Annotated in this window: 15 protein-coding genes; 8 read left to right on the top strand and 7 right to left on the bottom strand. The window is 77.9% G+C overall.

The window, feature by feature from the left end; all coding sequences use genetic code 11:
- Positions 1–29: 29 nt before the first annotated feature.
- Positions 30–1,013, bottom strand: a complete 984-nt coding sequence (locus LY71_RS11915) for a GlxA family transcriptional regulator (RefSeq protein ID WP_106277714.1) — start codon at positions 1,011–1,013, stop codon at positions 30–32.
- Positions 1,014–1,089: 76 nt separating this feature from the next.
- Between LY71_RS11915 and LY71_RS11910 the strand changes: the two genes are divergently transcribed.
- Positions 1,090–2,409: an MFS transporter gene (locus LY71_RS11910; RefSeq protein ID WP_106277945.1), complete on the top strand. Its 1,320-nt coding sequence runs from the start codon at positions 1,090–1,092 to the stop codon at positions 2,407–2,409.
- Between the two features lie 107 nt (positions 2,410–2,516).
- On the opposite strand, the gene LY71_RS11905 is transcribed toward LY71_RS11910, so the two are convergent.
- Positions 2,517–4,055 (bottom strand): aldehyde dehydrogenase family protein, encoded by a 1,539-nt coding sequence (locus LY71_RS11905; protein ID WP_106277712.1) that lies wholly within the window; start codon positions 4,053–4,055, stop codon positions 2,517–2,519.
- Between the two features lie 87 nt (positions 4,056–4,142).
- On the opposite strand from LY71_RS11905, the gene LY71_RS11900 reads away from it, so the two are divergent.
- Positions 4,143–7,187 carry a hypothetical protein gene (locus tag LY71_RS11900; protein WP_245887851.1) on the top strand — a complete coding sequence of 1,015 codons (3,045 nt, stop codon included), beginning with the start codon at positions 4,143–4,145 and terminating at the stop codon, positions 7,185–7,187.
- A gap of 57 nt (positions 7,188–7,244) precedes the next feature.
- Here LY71_RS11900 and LY71_RS11895 read toward each other — a convergent pair whose 3' ends face one another.
- Entirely contained in the window at positions 7,245–7,610 is a 366-nt protein-coding gene (locus tag LY71_RS11895; RefSeq protein ID WP_106277708.1) for a hypothetical protein, read from the bottom strand.
- Between the two features lie 223 nt (positions 7,611–7,833).
- Positions 7,834–8,142 carry a hypothetical protein gene (locus LY71_RS11890; protein WP_170121319.1) on the bottom strand — a complete coding sequence of 103 codons (309 nt, stop codon included), beginning with the start codon at positions 8,140–8,142 and terminating at the stop codon, positions 7,834–7,836.
- A 262-nt stretch (positions 8,143–8,404) separates the two neighbouring features.
- Here LY71_RS11890 and LY71_RS24135 point away from each other — a divergent pair, with 262 nt between their 5' ends.
- From LY71_RS24135 to fabG, 3 genes are all read left to right on the top strand, one after another.
- Positions 8,405–8,776, top strand: a complete 372-nt coding sequence (locus tag LY71_RS24135; RefSeq protein WP_245887850.1) for an STAS domain-containing protein — start codon at positions 8,405–8,407, stop codon at positions 8,774–8,776.
- Between the two features lie 113 nt (positions 8,777–8,889).
- Positions 8,890–10,101 (top strand): acetyl-CoA C-acetyltransferase, encoded by a 1,212-nt coding sequence (locus LY71_RS11880; protein ID WP_106277702.1) that lies wholly within the window; start codon positions 8,890–8,892, stop codon positions 10,099–10,101.
- 72 nt (positions 10,102–10,173) lie between these two features.
- Positions 10,174–10,935, top strand: a complete 762-nt coding sequence (fabG, locus tag LY71_RS11875) for a 3-oxoacyl-ACP reductase FabG (protein WP_106277699.1) — start codon at positions 10,174–10,176, stop codon at positions 10,933–10,935.
- A gap of 51 nt (positions 10,936–10,986) precedes the next feature.
- Here fabG and LY71_RS11870 read toward each other — a convergent pair whose 3' ends face one another.
- The 3 genes from LY71_RS11870 to LY71_RS23120 form a co-directional block, all read right to left on the bottom strand.
- The gene (locus tag LY71_RS11870; protein WP_245887849.1) at positions 10,987–11,811 is read right to left on the bottom strand and encodes a DUF1206 domain-containing protein; all 825 of its coding nucleotides are present in this window, start codon (positions 11,809–11,811) and stop codon (positions 10,987–10,989) included.
- A gap of 92 nt (positions 11,812–11,903) precedes the next feature.
- Positions 11,904–12,755, bottom strand: coding sequence for a DUF1206 domain-containing protein (locus tag LY71_RS11865; protein WP_106277695.1), 852 nt, complete (start codon positions 12,753–12,755; stop codon positions 11,904–11,906).
- 65 nt (positions 12,756–12,820) lie between these two features.
- On the bottom strand, positions 12,821–13,711 hold the full coding sequence (locus LY71_RS23120) for a DUF1206 domain-containing protein (protein ID WP_170121323.1): 891 nt from the start codon (positions 13,709–13,711) through the stop codon (positions 12,821–12,823).
- 153 nt (positions 13,712–13,864) lie between these two features.
- Between LY71_RS23120 and LY71_RS23115 the strand changes: the two genes are divergently transcribed.
- The 3 genes from LY71_RS23115 (at position 13,865) to LY71_RS11850 (ending at position 17,439) form a co-directional block, all read left to right on the top strand.
- Positions 13,865–14,452: a hypothetical protein gene (locus tag LY71_RS23115; protein ID WP_146146125.1), complete on the top strand. Its 588-nt coding sequence runs from the start codon at positions 13,865–13,867 to the stop codon at positions 14,450–14,452.
- A gap of 64 nt (positions 14,453–14,516) precedes the next feature.
- Positions 14,517–16,136, top strand: coding sequence for an SIR2 family NAD-dependent protein deacylase (locus LY71_RS11855; protein WP_106277689.1), 1,620 nt, complete (start codon positions 14,517–14,519; stop codon positions 16,134–16,136).
- 46 nt (positions 16,137–16,182) lie between these two features.
- Positions 16,183–17,439: a cytochrome P450 gene (locus tag LY71_RS11850; protein WP_106277686.1), complete on the top strand. Its 1,257-nt coding sequence runs from the start codon at positions 16,183–16,185 to the stop codon at positions 17,437–17,439.
- Positions 17,440–17,514: the final 75 nt, after the last annotated feature.

The following is a 17,514-nucleotide window of genomic DNA, read 5'->3' as shown; positions in this document are numbered from 1 at the left end:
GTGTCACACCCCACCCGTCGGGGGGAGCCTCAGGCCCCGCGGTAGGTGCGCCGGTAGGCGCCCGGGGCCACCCCGATCGCGGCCCGCAGGTGCTGGCGCAGCGACGCCGGCGTGCCGAACCCGGCCTCGGCGGCGACCCGGTCGACCGAGGCGTCGGTGGACTCCAGCAGCCTCCGGGCCAGCGCGATCCGCTGCGCCGCCAGCCAGCGCAGCGGCGAGGAACCGGTCTCCTCCCGGAACCGCCGGGTGAAGGTGCGCACGCTCATCCGCGCGTGCCGGGCGAGGTCGGCGAGCGTCAGCGGCTCGGTCAGGTGCTCGAGCGCCCAGGCGCGCGTGGGCGCGGTCCCGGCGTCCCCCGGCTCGGGCAGCGTCCGCTCGACGAACTGCGACTGCCCGCCCTCCCGCCACGGGGCGACGACGTTGCGGCGCGCCACCCGGTTGGCCACCTCGCTGCCGTGGTCACGCCGCACCAGGTGCAGCAGCAGGTCGATGCCCGCGGCCACCCCGGCCGAGGTGAGCACGTCGCCGTCGTCGACGAACAGCACGTCGGGGTCCAGCCGGACGGCGGGGAAGTTGCGGCGGAAGGCGTCGGCGTCGCGCCAGTGGGTGGTGGCCGGCCGCCCGTCGAGCAGGCCGGCCGCGGCGAGCACCGAGGAGCCGGTGCAGACCGACACCATCCGCGCCCGCCCGGCCGCCTGCCGCAGGGCGTCGCGCAGCTCGCCGGGGATGCGGCCCTCGCGCACGGCGGGGCCGCCCATGATCCCGGGGACGACCACCGTCTCGGCCTCCGCGAGGACCGACCCGTCGTGCTCGGGCAGCACCGCGAAGCCGTCCGCGGTGCGCACCGGCCGTCCGTCGAGGGTGGCCACCCGCACCCGGTACAGCGGGCGCCCGTGCTCGTCCTCCGCCAGGCCGAGCAGGCGGTAGGGCAGCCCGAGCTCGAAGCCCACGACCCGGTCGACGGCGACGACGACCACCTCGTGCGGGCGGGGCGCCGGCGCCGGTGCACTCATGGCCGGATCCTTGCACGTGTTGGCCGTCGGGCCACTGGTCCGGCCGCCGGGCCGTCGGCCATGCTCTGCACTCGTGATGACCAGCGCGCCCGCCCGCACCCGCCGCGTGCACCCCGCGTGGTGGGTGGCCGCGGTGACCTTCCTGGCGCTGGTGGGCGCCGCGGCCTTCCGCGCGGTGCCCGGCGTGCTCATCGACCCCCTGCGCGCGGAGTTCGGCTGGTCGGTGTCGACGATCTCGGCCGCCGTCGCGGTGAACATGGCGCTCTACGGGCTCACCGCGCCGTTCGCCGCGGCCCTGATGGAGCGCTTCGGCATCCGGCGGGTCGTCGTCGCCGCGCTGCTGCTCACCGCGCTCGGCAGCGGGCTGACCGTGTTCATGACGGCGAGCTGGCAGCTGGTGCTGCTGTGGGGCTTCGCCGTCGGGCTGGGCACCGGGTCGATGGCGCTGTCGCTGGTGGCCACGGTGACCGGCCGCTGGTTCGTCGCCCGCCGGGGGCTGGTCAGCGGCATCCTCACCGCCGGCGGCGCGACCGGGCAGCTGGTGTTCCTGCCGGTGGTCGCCGCGGTGGCGGAGACCAGCGGCGGGTGGCGGGCGGCGTCGCTGGGGACGACGGCCGCCGCGCTCGCCGTCGTCCCGCTGGTGGCCTGGCTGCTGCGCGACCGGCCGCGCGACGTCGGCGCCGTCCCCTACGGCGGGACCGCGGCCGACGACGTCGACCCGGTGCGCACCGGCGCCGCGCGCACCGCCGTCCGCGGGCTGGTGCAGGCGGCGCGGTCGCGGCCGTTCTGGCTGCTGGCGGCGGGCTTCTTCATCTGCGGGGCGTCGACCAACGGGCTGGTGCAGCCGCACTTCATCCCCGCCGCGCACGACCACGGCATGCCGGTGACGACGGCGGCCGGGCTGCTCGCCGTCGTGGGCGTCTTCGACATCGCCGGCACCGTGTTCTCCGGCTGGCTGACCGACCGCGTGGACCCCCGGGTGCTGCTGCTGGCCTACTACGGGCTGCGCGGCTTCTCGCTGTTCCTGCTGCCGCCCCTGTTCGGGCCGGACCTGCAGGTCAGCATGATCGCGTTCATCGTCTTCTACGGCCTGGACTGGGTGGCCACCGTGCCGCCGACGCTGGCGCTGTGCCGCGAGCACTTCGGCGCCCGGGCGCCGGTGGTCTTCGGCTGGGTGTTCGCCTCCCACCAGGTCGGCTCGGCGGTCGCGGCGTTCGGCGGCGGCGTGATCCGCGACGTCACCGGCTCCTACGACCTGGCCTGGTTCCTCGCCGGTGGGCTGTGCCTGGTCGCCGCGGCGCTGTCCATCTCGATCCGCCGCCGTCCGGCCCCCGCCGGACCGCCCGCCGTCCCGACCGAGCCCACCACCGCCTCGGCCGCCACCACCCACGGCTGAGGAGCGGCCCTCCTCCGCGCGCTCGGCGGGCGTTCCTCGCGCACTGCCGGTCCTGCAGGACCCCCGGTGCGCGAGGAACGCCCCCCGGTGGGGTCAGGCGGCGGCGGTCACCGGCGGCGCCCGTGCACCAGGGACACGACCCGCGCCAGGGTGTCGGCCGCGGCGGGCGGGCGGCTGAAGGACATGAGGTCCACCGGCAGCCGGAAGCGCTGCCGGGTGATCGCCTTGGCGCGGGTGAACTCCTTGAGCCCGTCCTCGCCGTGGATGCGGCCGAAGCCGCTGTCGCCCACGCCGCCGAAGGGCAGCGCCGGCACCGAGGCGAAGGTGAGCACGGAGTTCACGCTGGTCATGCCGCTGCGCATCCGGCGGGCGAGGTCCATCGCCCGGGCCCTCGACCGGGAGAACACCGCGCCGGCCAGCCCGTAGGACGTCGCGTTGGTGCGCGCCAGCGCCTCCTCGGCGTCGGCGACGCGGCTGATGGTCAGCGTCGGCCCGAAGGTCTCCTCCTGCACGGCGGCGGAGGACTCGGGGACGTCGAGCAGCACGGTCGGCGCGATGAACCCGTCGTCCACCGTGCCGCCGAGCACCGCCCGGCCGCCGGACGACGTCGCGTCCTCGAGGTGCCGCCGCACGACGTCGGTCTGCGCGGCCATCGTCATCGGCCCGTAGGCGGCCTGGTCGTCGGACCCCGGGCGCAGGCCGCGGACCCGCTCGGTGACCTCGGCGACGAACCGGTCGTAGACGGCGGAGGTCGCGTACACGCGCTCGATGCCGATGCAGGTCTGCCCGGCGTTGCTCATCGCGCCCCAGACGGCGGCGTCGGCGGCGGCGGCCACGTCGGCGTCGTCGTCGACGATCATCGCGTCCTTGCCGCCGAGCTCCAGGAGCACCGGGGTGAGCGTCTCGGCGCAGGCGGCCATCACCCTGCGACCGGTGGGCGCGGACCCGGTGAACGCCAGCTTGCCCACGCCCGCCCGGCACAGCGCCGCGCCGGTCTCGCCGGCGCCGGTGACCACCTGGAGGGCGTCGGCGACGTCGGGGACGGCGGCCCGCCACGCGGCCGCCAGCCACGCGCCCACGGCGGGCGTGTGCTCCGACGGCTTGAAGACGACGGCGTTGCCCGCGGCCAGCGCGTAGGCGATCGAGCCCATCGGTGTGAACACCGGGTAGTTCCACGGGCCGATGACCCCGACGACACCGAGCGGCTGGTACTCCAGGTAGGCCGCGTGGTTGGCCGCCAGCACGCCGACGCGCACGCGGCGCGGCCCGAGCGTGCGGCGCGCGTGGGCCCCGGCCCAGGCCAGGTGGTCGATGGCCAGCGCGGTCTCGAGGACCGCGTCGGCGTGCGGCTTGCCGTTCTCCCGGTGCACCAGGTCGGCCAGTTCGTGCACCTGCCGGGCGAGGTGTCCGCGGTAGGCGGCCAGCCGCTGCCGGCGGCCGTCGAAGCCGAGCCCGGCCCAGCGCGGCGCCGCCGTCCGGGCGCGTCCGACGGTCCCGGTCACCGCCCGCGCGTCGTGCACCGGGAAGACGCCGACGACGGCGCCGGTGGCCGGGTCGGTGGACTCGAAGGTCTCGGTGGTGGCGTGCCGGTCGACGGTGCCGGCGGCGGCGTCGGTGACCGTGGCCATCTGCTCGGCGAGCGACATGCGGCGGAGGGTACCCGGCAAGTTACCGGCGCGTAGGTCTCCTCGTGGACCGGTTCGGAGGCCGCGCGCGCTGCCATGCTGAGGACCGTGTCCGACCCCTTCGCCACCGCGGAGCTGCGCCGCCGCGTGCTGGCCGCGTGGACCGACTCCCCGGCGCGCTTCCGCGAGGACGCCAACGCCGAGGAGGACCTCGTCCGCGGCGGCTACCGCGACCGGCTGCTGGTCGAGCTGGCGCAGAACGCCGCCGACGCCGCCGCCCGCGCGGGGGTCCCGGGGCGGCTGCGGCTGGAGCTGGCCGACGTCGGCGGCGGGGGAGAGGTGCTGCACGCGGCCAACACCGGGGCGCCGCTGGACGCCGCCGGGGTGAGCGGGCTGGCCAGCCTGCGGGCGTCGGCCAAGCGCGACGAGTCGCAGACCGCCGGCCGGTCCGGAGGTGCGGGCGGGCCGCCGATCCCGAGCGTCGGCCGGTTCGGGGTGGGCTTCGCCGCCGTCCTCACCGTCACCGACGAGCCGGCCGTGCACTCCACCGGCGGGGGTGTGCGCTTCAGCGCCGCGCGCACCCGCGCCGAGGTCGCCGACGTGCCCGCGCTGGCCGGGGAGCTGACCCGTCGCGACGGCGCGGTCCCGGTGCTCCGGCTGCCCTGGCCGGCCGAGGGGACCCCGCCCGGGGGCTACGCCACCGAGGTCGTGCTGCCGCTGCGCCCGGGCTCGCGCGTCGCCGTCCGCACGGCGCTCGAGGCGCTGCAGGCCGAGCTGCTGCTCGCGCTGCCGGGCCTGACCGAGATCGAGGTGGTCGTCGACGGCGTGACCCGGACCCTGGCCTGCTCGCACACCTCGCCGCTGGCCCGGCTGCGCGACGGCGACCGGACGCGCACGTGGCGGCTGGAGCAGCGCACCGGCGAGCTGGCCGAGGAGCTGTTCGCCGGCCGCCCGGTCGAGGAGCGCGCCCGCCGCGGGTACGCCGTCACCTGGGCGGTGCCGCTGGACGACGACGGCCGACCCGAGCCGCTGCCGGTGCGCCAGGTGGTGCACGCGCCGACCCCGAGCGACGAGCCGCTGTCGCTGCCCGCCCGGCTGGTCGCCCCCTTCCCGCTCGGGCCCGACCGGCGGCACGTCGCCCCCGGGCCGGTCACCGACGCGCTGGTCGACGTCTGCGCGGAGGCCTACGCCGGCCTGCTCGCCGCGCTGGCGCCGGATCCCGCCGTCCTGGGCCTCGTGCCGCGCATCGGCCTGGCCGCCGCCGAGCTCGACGCCGCCCTGGGCAGTGCCGCGCTCGACCGGCTGCGCACGACGGCGTGGCTGCCGCTCGCCGACGACCCGGAGGCCCGCCAGACCGCCGAGCGTGCCGCCGCCCTCGACGACGCCGCGCACGACGGCGTCGCCGAGGAGCGGACCGCCGTCCTCGCCGGGGTGGTGCCGGGCCTGCTGCCGGCCGGCTGGGCCGGGCGCGCGGGCGCACCGGCGCTGGCCGCGCTCGGCGTCCGGCGGGTGGGGCCGGCGGAGGTGGCCGAGGCCGTCGGCGGGGTGGCCCGGCCCCCGCGGTGGTGGGCGCGGCTCTACGCCTCCCTCGACGGCGCCGACCGCGAGGAGCTCGGCGCGCTGCCCGTCCCGCTGGCCGACGGGCGGACCGCGCCCGGCCCGGCCGGTGTGCTGCTGCCGGCCGACGACCTCCCGGTCGGCCGGCTCGGGCCGCTGTCGCTGCGGGTGGCGCACCCCGACGCGGTCGCCCCGCCCGCGGCGCGACGGCTGCTCGAGCGGCTCGGCGCCTCCCCGGCCACCGCGGCGGCGGTGCTCGCCGACCCGGCGGTGCGCGCCGCGGTGGAGGAGTCGGTGGACGCCGTCGAGGAGGACTGGGGCCGGGCCGACCCCGCCGACCTGGCCCGCGCGGTGCTCGCGCTGGTGGGCGCCGCGGGGACCGCGCCCGGGGAGCTGCCGTGGCTGGCCGAGCTGGCGCTGCCGGACGCCGCGGGCGCCTGGGCGCCGGCGGGGGAGCTGCTGATGCCCGGCGCCCCGCTCGCGGCGGTCCTGCAGGACGGCGCGCTGGGCCTGCTCGACCCCTCCTTCGCCGACGGCCAGGACCCGGCGGCGCTGCGGGCGGCCGGCGTGCTGGTCACCTTCGCGCTGGTGCGCGCGGAGGACCCGGACGAGCTCGACGTCGACGCCGCCGGCGCCTGGGCGGACGCCGTCCTCGACCGGCTGCCGCCCGGCCCGCCGCCGGCCTGGCCGCCGCTGTGCGCCGTCCGCGACCTGGAGCTGGTCGCCGACTGGGCCGGCGCGCTGGCGCTGCTGGCGGGCGCGCCGGAGGAGGCGTGGGCCGACGTCGTGCTCGACGGCGTCGCCGCCCCGGGCTACCTGCGCTGGTGGCTGACCACCCACCCGGTGCTCGGCGGCCGGCGACCCGACCGGCTGGCCGCGCCGGGCAGCCGCGAGCTGCAGGGGCTGTACGAACCGGCGTCCGGGCCGCCGGACGTGCTCGAGCGGCTGCGCCCGCCCGCGACCGTCGGGGACGTGCTCGCCGACGTCGACGCCGCCCTCGACCTGCTCGACCGGCTCGGCGACCCGGAGCGGACGGTGTCGCCGGCGGTCCTGCGCACCGTCTACGCGCGGCTGGCCGAGGCCCTCGACGGGGTGGACGTCGACCCGCCGGCCGGGGTGCGGGTGGCGCCCGACCGGGTGGCCGACCCCGGCCGCGAGCCGGTGCTGGTGCTCGACGCGCCGTGGGTGCAGCCGCTGGTCGACGGGCTGCTGGTCCCCGCGGGCGGGGCGCCGGCCGCCGTGGCCGACCTGCTCGACCTGCCGCTGGCCTCCGAGCGGGTGACCGGCACGGTGACCAGCCGCCCGGCGCGGCGGCAGGCGTGGTCGGCGCTGCCCGGAGCGGAGCTGGCCGCGGCCCGGCTGGGCGTCGCGGAGCTCGACGGCGAGGTCGCCGTCCACGAGCCGCTGCTCGTCGACGGCCGGCCGGTGGCCTGGTGGCCGGACGGCGACGCCGACCACGTCGACGGCACCCCGCCCGCGCTCGGCCGGGCGCTGGCCTGGCGGGCCGGGGCCTGGCCGCTGCGGCAGGCGCTCGCCGAGGCGTTCGCCGACCCCGACCGGGCCGCCGACCTCGCCGCGGAGGACGCGGTCGGCTGAGAGAGGACCCCCTGCCCCCCACCACTCGCAAGCTCGCGGCGGGCCCCTGCAGGGGGCCTAGTGCCAGCGCGGGGCGGCCAGGGCGCCGGGGGCGTGGCCGTGCGCCGACGGGCGGCCGGCCCGCCCCCGGTCCGGGCGGCCGGCGTGCGGCACCGGCGTGACCGACCGCCAGCAGCGGTAGAGGGACAGCCACTGCTCGGCGGTGAGCGCCGCCGTCCGGGTGGTGGGCGGCAGGCCGGCCGTCCGCAGCCACCGCACGCCCGCGGAGCCCGGGAGCTGGGCACGCAGGGCCGGGCCGAGGGCGGTCCCCGGTGAGCTCAGCACGGCGGTGACGAGCCGGTCGAAGGCAGGGGCCTCGTCGGCGGACAGGCCGGCGCGGGCGGCGGTGGCCGCCGGGCCGGGGGAGCGGAGGGGACGTGACACGGGGGCCTCCTGCAGGGAGGTCGGACCGGCCGCGGGCAGCCGGCAGCCAGGGGAGGGCGCCCGGGAGCCGGGCGGGAGGGAGCGGGGAGCCAGGGGCTCGACCCGCGGGCGTCCGGTGCGGACGCAGGCGTCGTCGCGAGGGCGGCTCAGGAGCGCATGCGCCGACCGTAGGACCGGCCGCCCGCGCCCGTCGAGCGGTTTTCCGGCCTCGGGTCCCCCGGGGTCAGGCCCGGTCGCCGTCGCCGGGCGTGCGCGCGGTCTTCCGCGCCTGGTGGGCCTCCCACCGCTCGCGGTCGCGCGCCCGGGCGCGGGCGCCGCGCTGCCACCGGGCCGCCCGGCGCTGGGCGCGGTACATCTCGCGCTCCTCGAAGTCGGGGTGCTGCTCCCAATCGCTGGCCATCGCCAGGACGACGAGCAGGACGAAGCCGAAGACGGACAGGCCCGCGGCGACGATGACGTTGCCCAGGCCGACGAACGCGAGGGCGGAGACCGCCGCCCAGATCAGCCCTGCCAGCACCAGCCGCTTCGTCACACCGACCAGTATCCCCGCACCCGGCGCGCCGCCGGTCGGGAGCGCGTCCCCGCAGGTGACGGCCCGGTCGCGGACACGCGGGGAGGCCGGTCAGGGGGACCGCTCCGGCCGCCGGGGACCCTTGCGCACCACCGGCCCCGGGCCTAACGTCCTCGGTGCGGTTCAAACGACAGCCGTGACGCCAACGCTGGACTCTGCGCCGTGGTGTGGCTCTCGGGCCGCTCTCATCCGCACGGGCCCGCCCTCGACCGAGGAGCGCACCGTGACCATCATCTCCCCTGGCCCCACCGACGACCTGCTCACCGTCGAGACCCGCGCCGTCGACGGCGCGGCCCGCCTCGTCCTCTCCGGTGAGGTCGACTGCTCCACCGCACCCCTGCTGCGCCGCGCCCTGGACGCGGCCTTCGCCGACGGCTCCCGCTCGGTGACCGTGGACCTCGAGGCGGTCACCTTCCTCGACTCGGCCGGCCTGTCCACCCTGGCGATCGCGCACCGCACGGCCATCGGCAACGGCGTCCGGCTGCGGGTGCTCGTCGGGACCCGCGCGGTGGCCCGCGCCCTGCAGGTCACCGGCCTGTGGGAGCTCCTCGCCGTCGAGCAGGTCGAGCGCCGCGCCGGAGCCGGCGCCGCCTAGCACGGGGCCCCGGCAGCTCCCCGACCTGGCTGCGCGCCCGCGGGGTCGGAGGGGCAGACTCGACGACGGCGCCGGTCCGAGGCGGAGCCGGCCGTGTCGAGGAGGAGGACGCCGTGCGAGATGCGGTCATCTGTGAGCCGCTGCGGACCCCGGTCGGGGGCTTCGGCGGATCGCTGCGCGACGTGCCCGTGCAGGACCTCGCCTCCACCGTCGTCCGGGCGCTGATGGAGCGCACCGGCCTGCCGCCGGAGTCGGTCGACGACGTCGTCCTGGGGCACTGCTACCCGACGATGGAGGCCCCCGCGATCGGCCGGGTCGCGGCCCTGGACGCCGGCCTGCCGGTGACCGCCAGCGGCATCCAGGTCGACCGCCGCTGCGGTTCGGGCCTGCAGGCGGTGCTCTACGCGGCCATGCAGGTGCAGACCGGCGCGGCCGAGGTCGTCCTGGCCGGCGGCGCGGAGTCGATGAGCAACGCGCCGTTCTACTCGCAGGCCATGCGCTGGGGCGTGAAGGCCGGCCCCGGTGTGCTGCTGCAGGACGGCCTGGCCCGCGGCCGGGTGACCGCCGGCGGGGTCAACCACCCGGTGCCCGGCGGCATGCTGGAGACCGCGGAGAACCTGCGCCGGGAGTACTCGATCGGCCGCCAGGAGCAGGACGAGTACGCCGTCCGCAGCCACCAGCGCGCCGCCGCGGCCGCCGCGGAGGGCCGCTTCGCCGACGAGATCGTCCCGGTCACCGTCACGGGCCGGAAGGGCGACACCGTCGTCGACCGCGACGAGCACATCCGCCCCGACGCGAACGTCGAGACCCTGGCGAGGCTCCGGCCCATCCTGGGCCGGGACGACCCCGAGGCGACCGTGACCGCGGGCAACGCCAGCGGCCAGAACGACGGCGCCGCGGTCTGCGTGGTCACCTCACCGGAGAAGGCCGCCGAGCTCGGCCTCCGCCCGCTGGCCCGGCTGGTGTCCTGGGCCGTCGCCGGTGTCCCGCCGCGGACCATGGGCATCGGCCCGGTCCCGGCGACGGCCAAGGCGCTGGACCTGGCGGGCGTCAAGCTCTCCGACGTCGACCTCATCGAGCTCAACGAGGCCTTCGCCAGCCAGGTGCTCGCGGTGACCCGCGAGTGGGGCTTCACCGAGGCCGACTTCGAGCGCACCAACGTCAACGGCTCGGGCATCTCGCTCGGCCACCCGGTGGGTGCCACCGGCGGCCGCATCCTCGCCACGCTGACCCGCGAGATGGACCGCCGCGGCGCCCGCTACGGCCTGGAGACGATGTGCATCGGCGGCGGGCAGGGCCTGGCCGCGCTGTTCGAGCGCGCCTAGGCCGGCAGGCGGGTACCGGGGGCTGCCCGGCATGATCGGCCGGCAGTCCCCGACCCCGAGGAGCAGGCAGCCATGACCGAGACCCCCGCCCGCGTCGCGATCGTCACCGGCGCCGCCCGTGGCATCGGGGCGGCGACCGCGCTCCGCCTGGCGGCCGACGGTTTCGCCGTCGCGGTGATCGACCTCGACGAGGCCTCGACCGCGGGCACGGTCGAGGCGATCGAGGCCGCCGGCGGGCGGGCGCTGGGCGTGGGTGCCGACGTCGGCGACGCCGAGCAGGTGCAGGCCGCCGTCGACCGGATCGCCGCCGAGCTCGGCCCGCCCGTCGTGCTGGTGAACAACGCCGGCGTCACCCGCGACAACATGCTGTTCAAGATGACCGACGCCGACTGGGACCTGGTCATGCACGTCCACCTGCGCGGCTCGTTCCTCATGACGCGTGCCTGCCAGCGGTACATGGTCGACGCGCGGTGGGGCCGGGTGGTCAACCTGTCCTCGACCTCGGCGCTGGGCAACCGCGGCCAGGCCAACTACGCCACCGCGAAGGCCGGCCTGCAGGGCTTCACCAAGACCCTCGCCCTGGAGCTGGGCAAGTTCGGCGTCACCGCCAACGCGATCGCCCCGGGCTTCATCCAGACCGAGATGACGAAGGCCACCGCCGAGCGCCTCGGCCGCGACTGGGACGAGTACGTGGCCGAGCGCGCGGCGGCCATCCCGGTGGCGCGCGGCGGCGTCCCCGAGGACATCGCGCACACCGTCTCGTTCTTCGTCAGCGAGGGCGCGGGCTTCGTGTCCGGCCAGGTCGTCTACGTCGCCGGCGGCCCGCGGACGTGAGGCCGTGCACGTCCGCGGAGATGCCCCGGGCATCTCCGCGGACCTGCACGGTTAGGACGACGGGTCGCGGTCGGGGTAGCGGGCGCGGGCCAGGGCGTAGACGCCGAACGCCGCGAACCCGGCCGCGACGACGCCGAGCAGCCACGGCCCGGCGTCGGTGCGGCCGATCGCGGTCATCGCGCCGTCGAGTCCGGTGGCGGTGGAGACGTCGGCCGTCGTCGCCGCGCGGAACAGCAGCACGCCGACGACGCCGAACGCCACGCCCTTGGCCACGTAGCCGACCCGCCCGACCGCCTCGATGACCGGCTCCCAGCGGTCGGGGGCGGCGGGCAGGTCGACGTCGCGCATGAACCCGCCGGTGACCCCGCGCCACAGCGAGTAGGCGCCCACCGCGAGGACGCCGACCGCCGCCGTGCCCACCGCCACCGCGCCGCCGGGCACCTCGAGCGTCTCCCCGGTGAGCTCGCGCAGCCGCTCGTCGGCCTCGTACTCCGCGCCCACCGCGAACAGCAGCGCGGTGACCCCGAGGACGGCGTACACCGCGGCCTTGGCCAGGCACTTGGCGCACACCACCGCGGTGCGGGTGCGGTGCTCCCGGTCGAGAAGCCCGCGCCACCACAGCAGCACCTCACCGCCCTGCCACAGCGCCAGCGCGAGGAGGCCCAGGCCGATCGCCCACAGCAGCACCGCCCCGCCGGGTGTGCCCGCGACGGTCTCCAGCGCGCCGGTCTGGTCGGCGTCGGTGTCACCGGCGCCGCGGGAGAGCCGCCAGGTCAGCCAGCCGATGAGCAGGTGGACGACGCCGTAGGCGACCAGCCCGACCCGCGCCAGGGCCTCGAGCACCGGGTGGTCGGTGACCTCCCGCGCCGTGCTCACGACGACGTGCACCCGTTCCAGGAGAGTGCGTGGACGCGGCCCCGTCCCGGGGCCCGCCCTGAGCTTGCGAAGGGTGGGGAGGACGGGGTCCTTCACGTGCGTTCGGGGTAGCGCGCCCGCACGAAGCAGAACGCGCCGAACGCGGCGATGCCCAGCGCCACCAGCGTCAGCAGCACCCGGCCGAAGGGCGCGTCGAGGACCGTGCGCAGCGCGCCGTCGAGACCGGAGGCCTTGGCGGGGTCGAAGGTCAGCGCGGCGTACACCAGCAGCGCGCCGACCAGGCCGAGCGCCACGCCCTTGGCCGGGTAGCCGACCTGGCCGAGCCGGGTGACCGTCCGCTCGGCCGCCGGGGGCGCGGAGGCCAGGTCGATCTCCTTGAGGAAGCCCTTCTTCACGCCCTTGAGCACGTGGTGGACGCCGACGCCGATGACGACCAGCCCGACCGCGGCGACCAGCCAGCGCCCGCCCGGCCAGCCGAAGACGCCGGCCGTCGTCTGCTGCTGCTGGCCCGAGCTGGACTGCCCGCCGCCGGTGGCGAAGCGGAACGCCAGCACCGCCAGCGCCGCGTAGACGACCGCCTTGGCCACCGCCTTGACGGTCTTCTGCACCGCCCGCTTCCGCGCGTCGCCGGACGCCGACCAGCCCGAGCGCCACCGGACGACCTCGGCGGCCTGCCACAGCGCCAGCGCGACCAGCCCGACGGCGAGCACCCACAGCAGCGGCTTGCCGACGGGCGACTCGGCCAGGGTGGCCAGCGCGCCGGACTGGTCGGCGGACTCGCTGCTGCCACCGCCCCAGGCGAGCTGCAGCGCGAGCCAGGCGATGAGCACGTGGACCATGCCGTAGGCGATCAGCCCCACCCGGGCGAGGTGTTCCAGGGCGTCGCTCTGGCCCGCCCGGCCCGCCCGGCCCGCCGCGCCCGCCGCCGTTCCCGGACCGCTCATGGCCAGGTCTCCTTCCCACCCCGAGTGACGGACCAGCGTGGCACAGCGCGCCGCGCCGTGTCGGTTCAGCCGACCGGGTGCCTCGCACGGGCGAGCAGGTACACGGAGAAGGTGGTCAGCCCGGTGGCGACGACGGTGAGCACCACCGGGCCGAGGGGACCCGTGGCCACCGCCCGCAGCGCGCCGTCCAGGCCGGTCGCGGTGGCCGCGTCGAAGGTGGCCGCCGCCCAGCCGACCACCCCGCCCACCAGCACCAGCGCGACGCCCTTGAGCACGAAGCCGACCTGCCCGAGCCGGGTGGTCAGCGTGCACAGCGCCGGGGACACCGTGGACAGGTCGATCTCGCCGAGGAAGTCCGACCGCCAGCCCTTGCGCACGTGGTAGGCGCCGATGCCCACCACCACGAGCGCGACGGCGACGACGAGCACCTGCCCGCCGGGCCAGGACAGCACGCCGCGCACCGTCTCCTGCTCCTCGCGCCGCCCGGCCCGCAGCCCCAGCGCGGCGCGGACGGCGGAGACGGCGAGGAAGCCGTAGAGCACCGCGGTGCCCACCGTCTTGACCAGCTGCACCAGCGCCTCACGCCGCCGCGGCCCCGGGCCGGGGACCGAGCGGTGGTGGCGCAGCACCTCCACCGCCTGCCACACGCACAGCCCGCTCAGCGCCACGGCCAGCACCCACAGCAGGCCGTCGCCGAACGGGGACTCGGCCAGCACGTCGAGCGCGCCGGCCGAGTCGGTGGAGCGGCCGGCGGTGCGCGCGCGGCCCGGGCCCCACGCCAGCTGCAGCGCCAGCCAGGCGACCAGCAGGTGGATGAGGGCGTAGCCGAGCAGGCCGAGCTGGGCGGTGCGCCGGAGCACCGGGCTGTGGGCGGCCCGCTGGGTCACCGGCGCCGTCTCGCCGGCCGTGTCCCCGGCCGGGTCCCCGGTGGTGCTCTCGACTGTGTCCTCGGCCACGCCCCCGCGCTCCCCGCCTGTCGTCGCTGCGGCCCACGAGGGTCGCACGCGCGCGCCCTCCGCGCCCGGCGTCCCGCGGCACGGGGCATCAGGGACACTGGGGACGTGGCGACACCGACGGCGACCGGAACGGCAGGACGGACCCTCCGCGCGGTGACGCGCAGCGAGCACGAGGCGGCCCGGCGGGCGTGGCCGGTGCGCGCGGCGCTCGGCGTCCTGCTGCTGGGCCTGGCCGTCGCGGCGGTGCTGACCGGCGACCTCGGCGCCCGCCTGCTGCTCAGCGTCCTCGGCCTGCTGGCCGCCGCCCGCGGGGCCGTCCTGCTGCGCGCCGGCACGACGCCGGCCGGGGCGCTGACGCTGCTGCTCGGGGTCGCGGCGCTCGTCGCCGCGGCCGTCTCCGCCGCCGCCACCGGGTGGGCGCTGCTGGCCGGGGTGCCGCTGGCGCTGGTGGTCGCCACGGCGGTCGCCGTCGCCCGCGGGGGCGCCGCCCGCCGCGCCGGGATGGCGCTGCTGGTCTGGACCGTGCTGGTCGGCGGGCTGCTCGCCGGGACCGCGGCCGTCCAGGGCGCCGGGCGCGCGGCCGACGTCGCCACGGTCGTCGCCGCGCTGGCGACCGGCCTGGCCGCGGTGCCGCTGCTGGTCGGCGCCGCCGCGCTGCGCTCGGTCGCCGCGCGGCCGGTCCTCGCCCGCCCGGCCGGCTGCGGCGGCTGCGCCTGCGGCGCCGGGGGCTGCGGGGCCTGACCCGCCTCCGCGGGGCCCGGTCCGCCGGGTTCCCGCCGCGCATGGCCGTGGGTAGGGCAGCGGCGTGAGCGGACACGTCTTCGTCGTCGGTGCCGACCTGACCCGGCTGTCCTGCGACGACGTCCTCGTGCCCACCGGGCGCACCCTGCGGGTGGCGGCGAGCTGGCGGGACGTGCTGCCCGCCGACCTGGTCGCCGACGAGGACGCCTCGGGCATCTGCGTGGACCTGGCGTGGTCCGGCGGCGAGCGCGTCATCGAGGTGCCCGGCACCGGGCCGCGCCGCGCGTGGCTGCTCGACACCGTGGACGACTGCGGCCGCGGCCTGGACTGGCTGCTCGACGGCGCCCGCGAGGCACTGGCCGCCGTCGCCCGGCGGGAGGTGCCCGAACCGGTGCACGGCCGGGCGCGGCGGCTGGTCGGGCTGCCGGCGCTGGGCACCGGCTGGGGCGGGGCGGCCGGCCGGCGCGGCGACCTCCTGCAGCAGCTGCTGCCGGTGCTCCGCGAGGCCGCCGACGCGCACGGCTTCGACGTCGCGCTGGTGCTGCGCGGACCCAGCGACCTGGCCGCGGCCCAGCGGATCCGCCGCGGTGAGCCCACCGGCTGGGACCTGCCCGACCCGCTGCGCGCGCTGGCCGAGCAGCTGGGGGAGCGGGCCCGCCGCGGGCAGCTGGCGCTGTTCATCGGCGCGGGGGTCAGCGCGGCCGCCGGCCTGCCGACCTGGGAGCAGCTGCTCGACGAGCTGGCCGGCCGCTCGGGCCTGGACGACGACCTGCGAGCCGGGCTGACCCGCCTGCCGCCGGAGGACTCCGCGGCGCTGCTGGCGCGGGAGCTGGGCCGCGACCGGCTGCAGGACTTCGTGCGGGAGCGCTTCGGCCCGGGCCCCTACGCGCTGGCGCACGCGCTGATCGCCGACCTGCCGGTGCAGGAGTTCGTCACCACCAACTACGACCCGCTCGTCGAGCTCGCCGCCGCCGACATCGGCCGGGAGCTGTCGGTGCTGCCCTACGACGAGCCGCAGCCGGGTCGGCCGTGGCTGCTCAAGCTGCACGGCGACGCCGCGCACCCCGAGTCGGTCGTGCTGACCCGCGAGGAGTACCTGCAGCTGGGCGACTCGCGAGCGGCGCTGGCCGGCGTGCTGCACTCCCTGCTGCTCACCCGGCACGTGCTGTTCGTGGGCACCTCGATGCTCGACGACGACCTGGTCCGCATCGCCCACCAGGTGCGCAGCGCCGTCCAGGGCCCCGACCGGGAGCCGCGGCGCCGGTCGGGCACGGTGCTGGCGCTGCGGGAGGACGCCGCCCGCGCGCGGCTGTGGGAGCAGGACGTGGAGACGGTCGCGATGTCGCGGTCGGACACCTCACCGGCCGAGGCCGCCCGCCGGCTGGAGGTGCTGCTGGACCTGATCGGCTGCCTGTCCACCCCACCCACCGGCTACCTGCTCGACCCCGCCTACCGCGGCATGCTCAGCGACGAGGAGCGCGCGCTGGCCGAGGCGCTGCAGGACGTCGCGGCGCGGGTCCCCGAGGGCTCGGTGGCGCCGTCGGCGGCCGGCGAGGTGGCCGCGCTGCTGCGCCGGCTCGGGCACGGCCGCTCGGCGGGCCGCCGCGACGACCGCCCGGACGAGCCGGCCGACGCCGCCTCCGAGCCGCGCGACGACCGGCTGCAGCAGCAGCGACCCGGCTGAGCCGCCGCCGGGGTTGCCGCCCGGCCGACCAGGGCAGGGGTGGGAGATGCGCCTGGAGAACTCCCTCGCCCTGCTGACCAAGGGCTACGCCTGGATGCCCGACCTGCGCCGGGCCCGCGGCCGGTACGCCGCCAGGACCCGGCTGGGCGGCCTGCCGGCGATCGCGATCCAGGGCCCGGAGGCGGCGCGGTTCCTTTACGACGAGCGGCACGTGCACCGCGCCCACGCCATCCCCGAGCCGGTGCAGGGCACGCTGTTCGGCAAGGGCGCGGTGCACACCCTCGACGGCGAGGCGCACCGGGTCCGCAAGGCGATGTTCGTGTCGGTCCTCATGGACGGCGACCGCATCGCGGACCTGGTGGAGCAGGCCTGCGCCGACTGGGACGCCGCCGCGCGGGGCTGGCAGGACCGGCCGCAGGTCGTGCTGTTCGAGGAGTCGGCGCAGGTGATCGCCGGCGCGGTCACCCGGTGGGCCGGGGTGCCGGTCGAGCAGGACGAGGTGCCGGCGCTCACGCGCGACCTGCTGGCGATGGTCGACGGCTTCGCCACGGGCGGGCCGCGGCACTGGCGGGCCCGGCGGGCGCGCGGCCGGCGTCAGCGGCAGCTGGCGCACCTCGTCCAGCGGGTCCGCGCCGGCGAGGTGCGGGCACCGGCGGGGTCGGCGCTGGCCGTCGTCGCCGCGCACCGCGACGCCGACGGGCAGCCGCTCGACCCGCGGGTGGCCGCCGTCGAGCTGCTCAACGTCATCCGGCCGACCACCGCCGTCGCCTGGTTCACGACCTTCTCCGGGCACGCGCTGGCCCGCTGGCCGGAGTACCGCCCGCGGCTGGCCGCGGCCGACCCGGCCTTCGCCGAGGCGTGGGCCCACGAGGTGCGGCGCTTCTACCCCTTCGCGCCGTTCATCGGCGGCCGCGCGCCCCGGCGGCTGGAGTTCCGCGGGCAGACGATCCCGCGCCACTCCATGGTGCTGCTCGACCTCTTCGGGCAGAACCACGACCCCGACCTGTGGGAGGACCCCTACGCCTTCCGGCCCGAGCGGTTCCTCGGCCGGGGGATCGGCGAGTTCGAGCTGGTGCCCCAGGGCGGCGGCGACCCGCGGACCAACCACCGCTGCCCCGGCGAGCAGCTCACCGTCGCCCTGCTCGCCGCGCTGGCGCCGCGGCTAGCCCGGCTGCCCCTGGACATCCCCGCCGACCAGGACCTGACCATCTCGCTGCGCCGCATCCCCGCCCGCCCGGCCAGCGGCGTCGTCCTCCGGCCCGCCGCGCTCTGGCGCCCCGCGGCGGTGGTACCCACCTCCTGAGCGAGTCGTGCTCTGCCCCCGATGCGGACCAGAGCACGACCGAGCGGCCGGACACCTCCGCCCTCCGCCAGGTCG

The organism is Geodermatophilus tzadiensis, assembly GCF_003002915.1.
GTDB classification, from domain to species: domain Bacteria; phylum Actinomycetota; class Actinomycetes; order Mycobacteriales; family Geodermatophilaceae; genus Geodermatophilus; species Geodermatophilus tzadiensis.
Note: the sequence above shows the minus strand (reverse complement) of the source record. Positions and strands in the feature narration are given on the sequence as shown.

Coding starts and splice junctions, on each gene's coding strand:
- LY71_RS11850 (WP_106277686.1), top strand. CDS start 16,183: ATGCGCCTGGAGAACTCCCTCGCCCTGCTGACCAAGGGCTACGCCTGG.
- LY71_RS11865 (WP_106277695.1), bottom strand. CDS start 12,755: ATGAGCGGTCCGGGAACGGCGGCGGGCGCGGCGGGCCGGGCGGGCCGG.
- fabG (WP_106277699.1), top strand. CDS start 10,174: ATGACCGAGACCCCCGCCCGCGTCGCGATCGTCACCGGCGCCGCCCGT.
- LY71_RS11910 (WP_106277945.1), top strand. CDS start 1,090: ATGACCAGCGCGCCCGCCCGCACCCGCCGCGTGCACCCCGCGTGGTGG.
- LY71_RS11905 (WP_106277712.1), bottom strand. CDS start 4,055: ATGTCGCTCGCCGAGCAGATGGCCACGGTCACCGACGCCGCCGCCGGC.
- LY71_RS11915 (WP_106277714.1), bottom strand. CDS start 1,013: ATGAGTGCACCGGCGCCGGCGCCCCGCCCGCACGAGGTGGTCGTCGTC.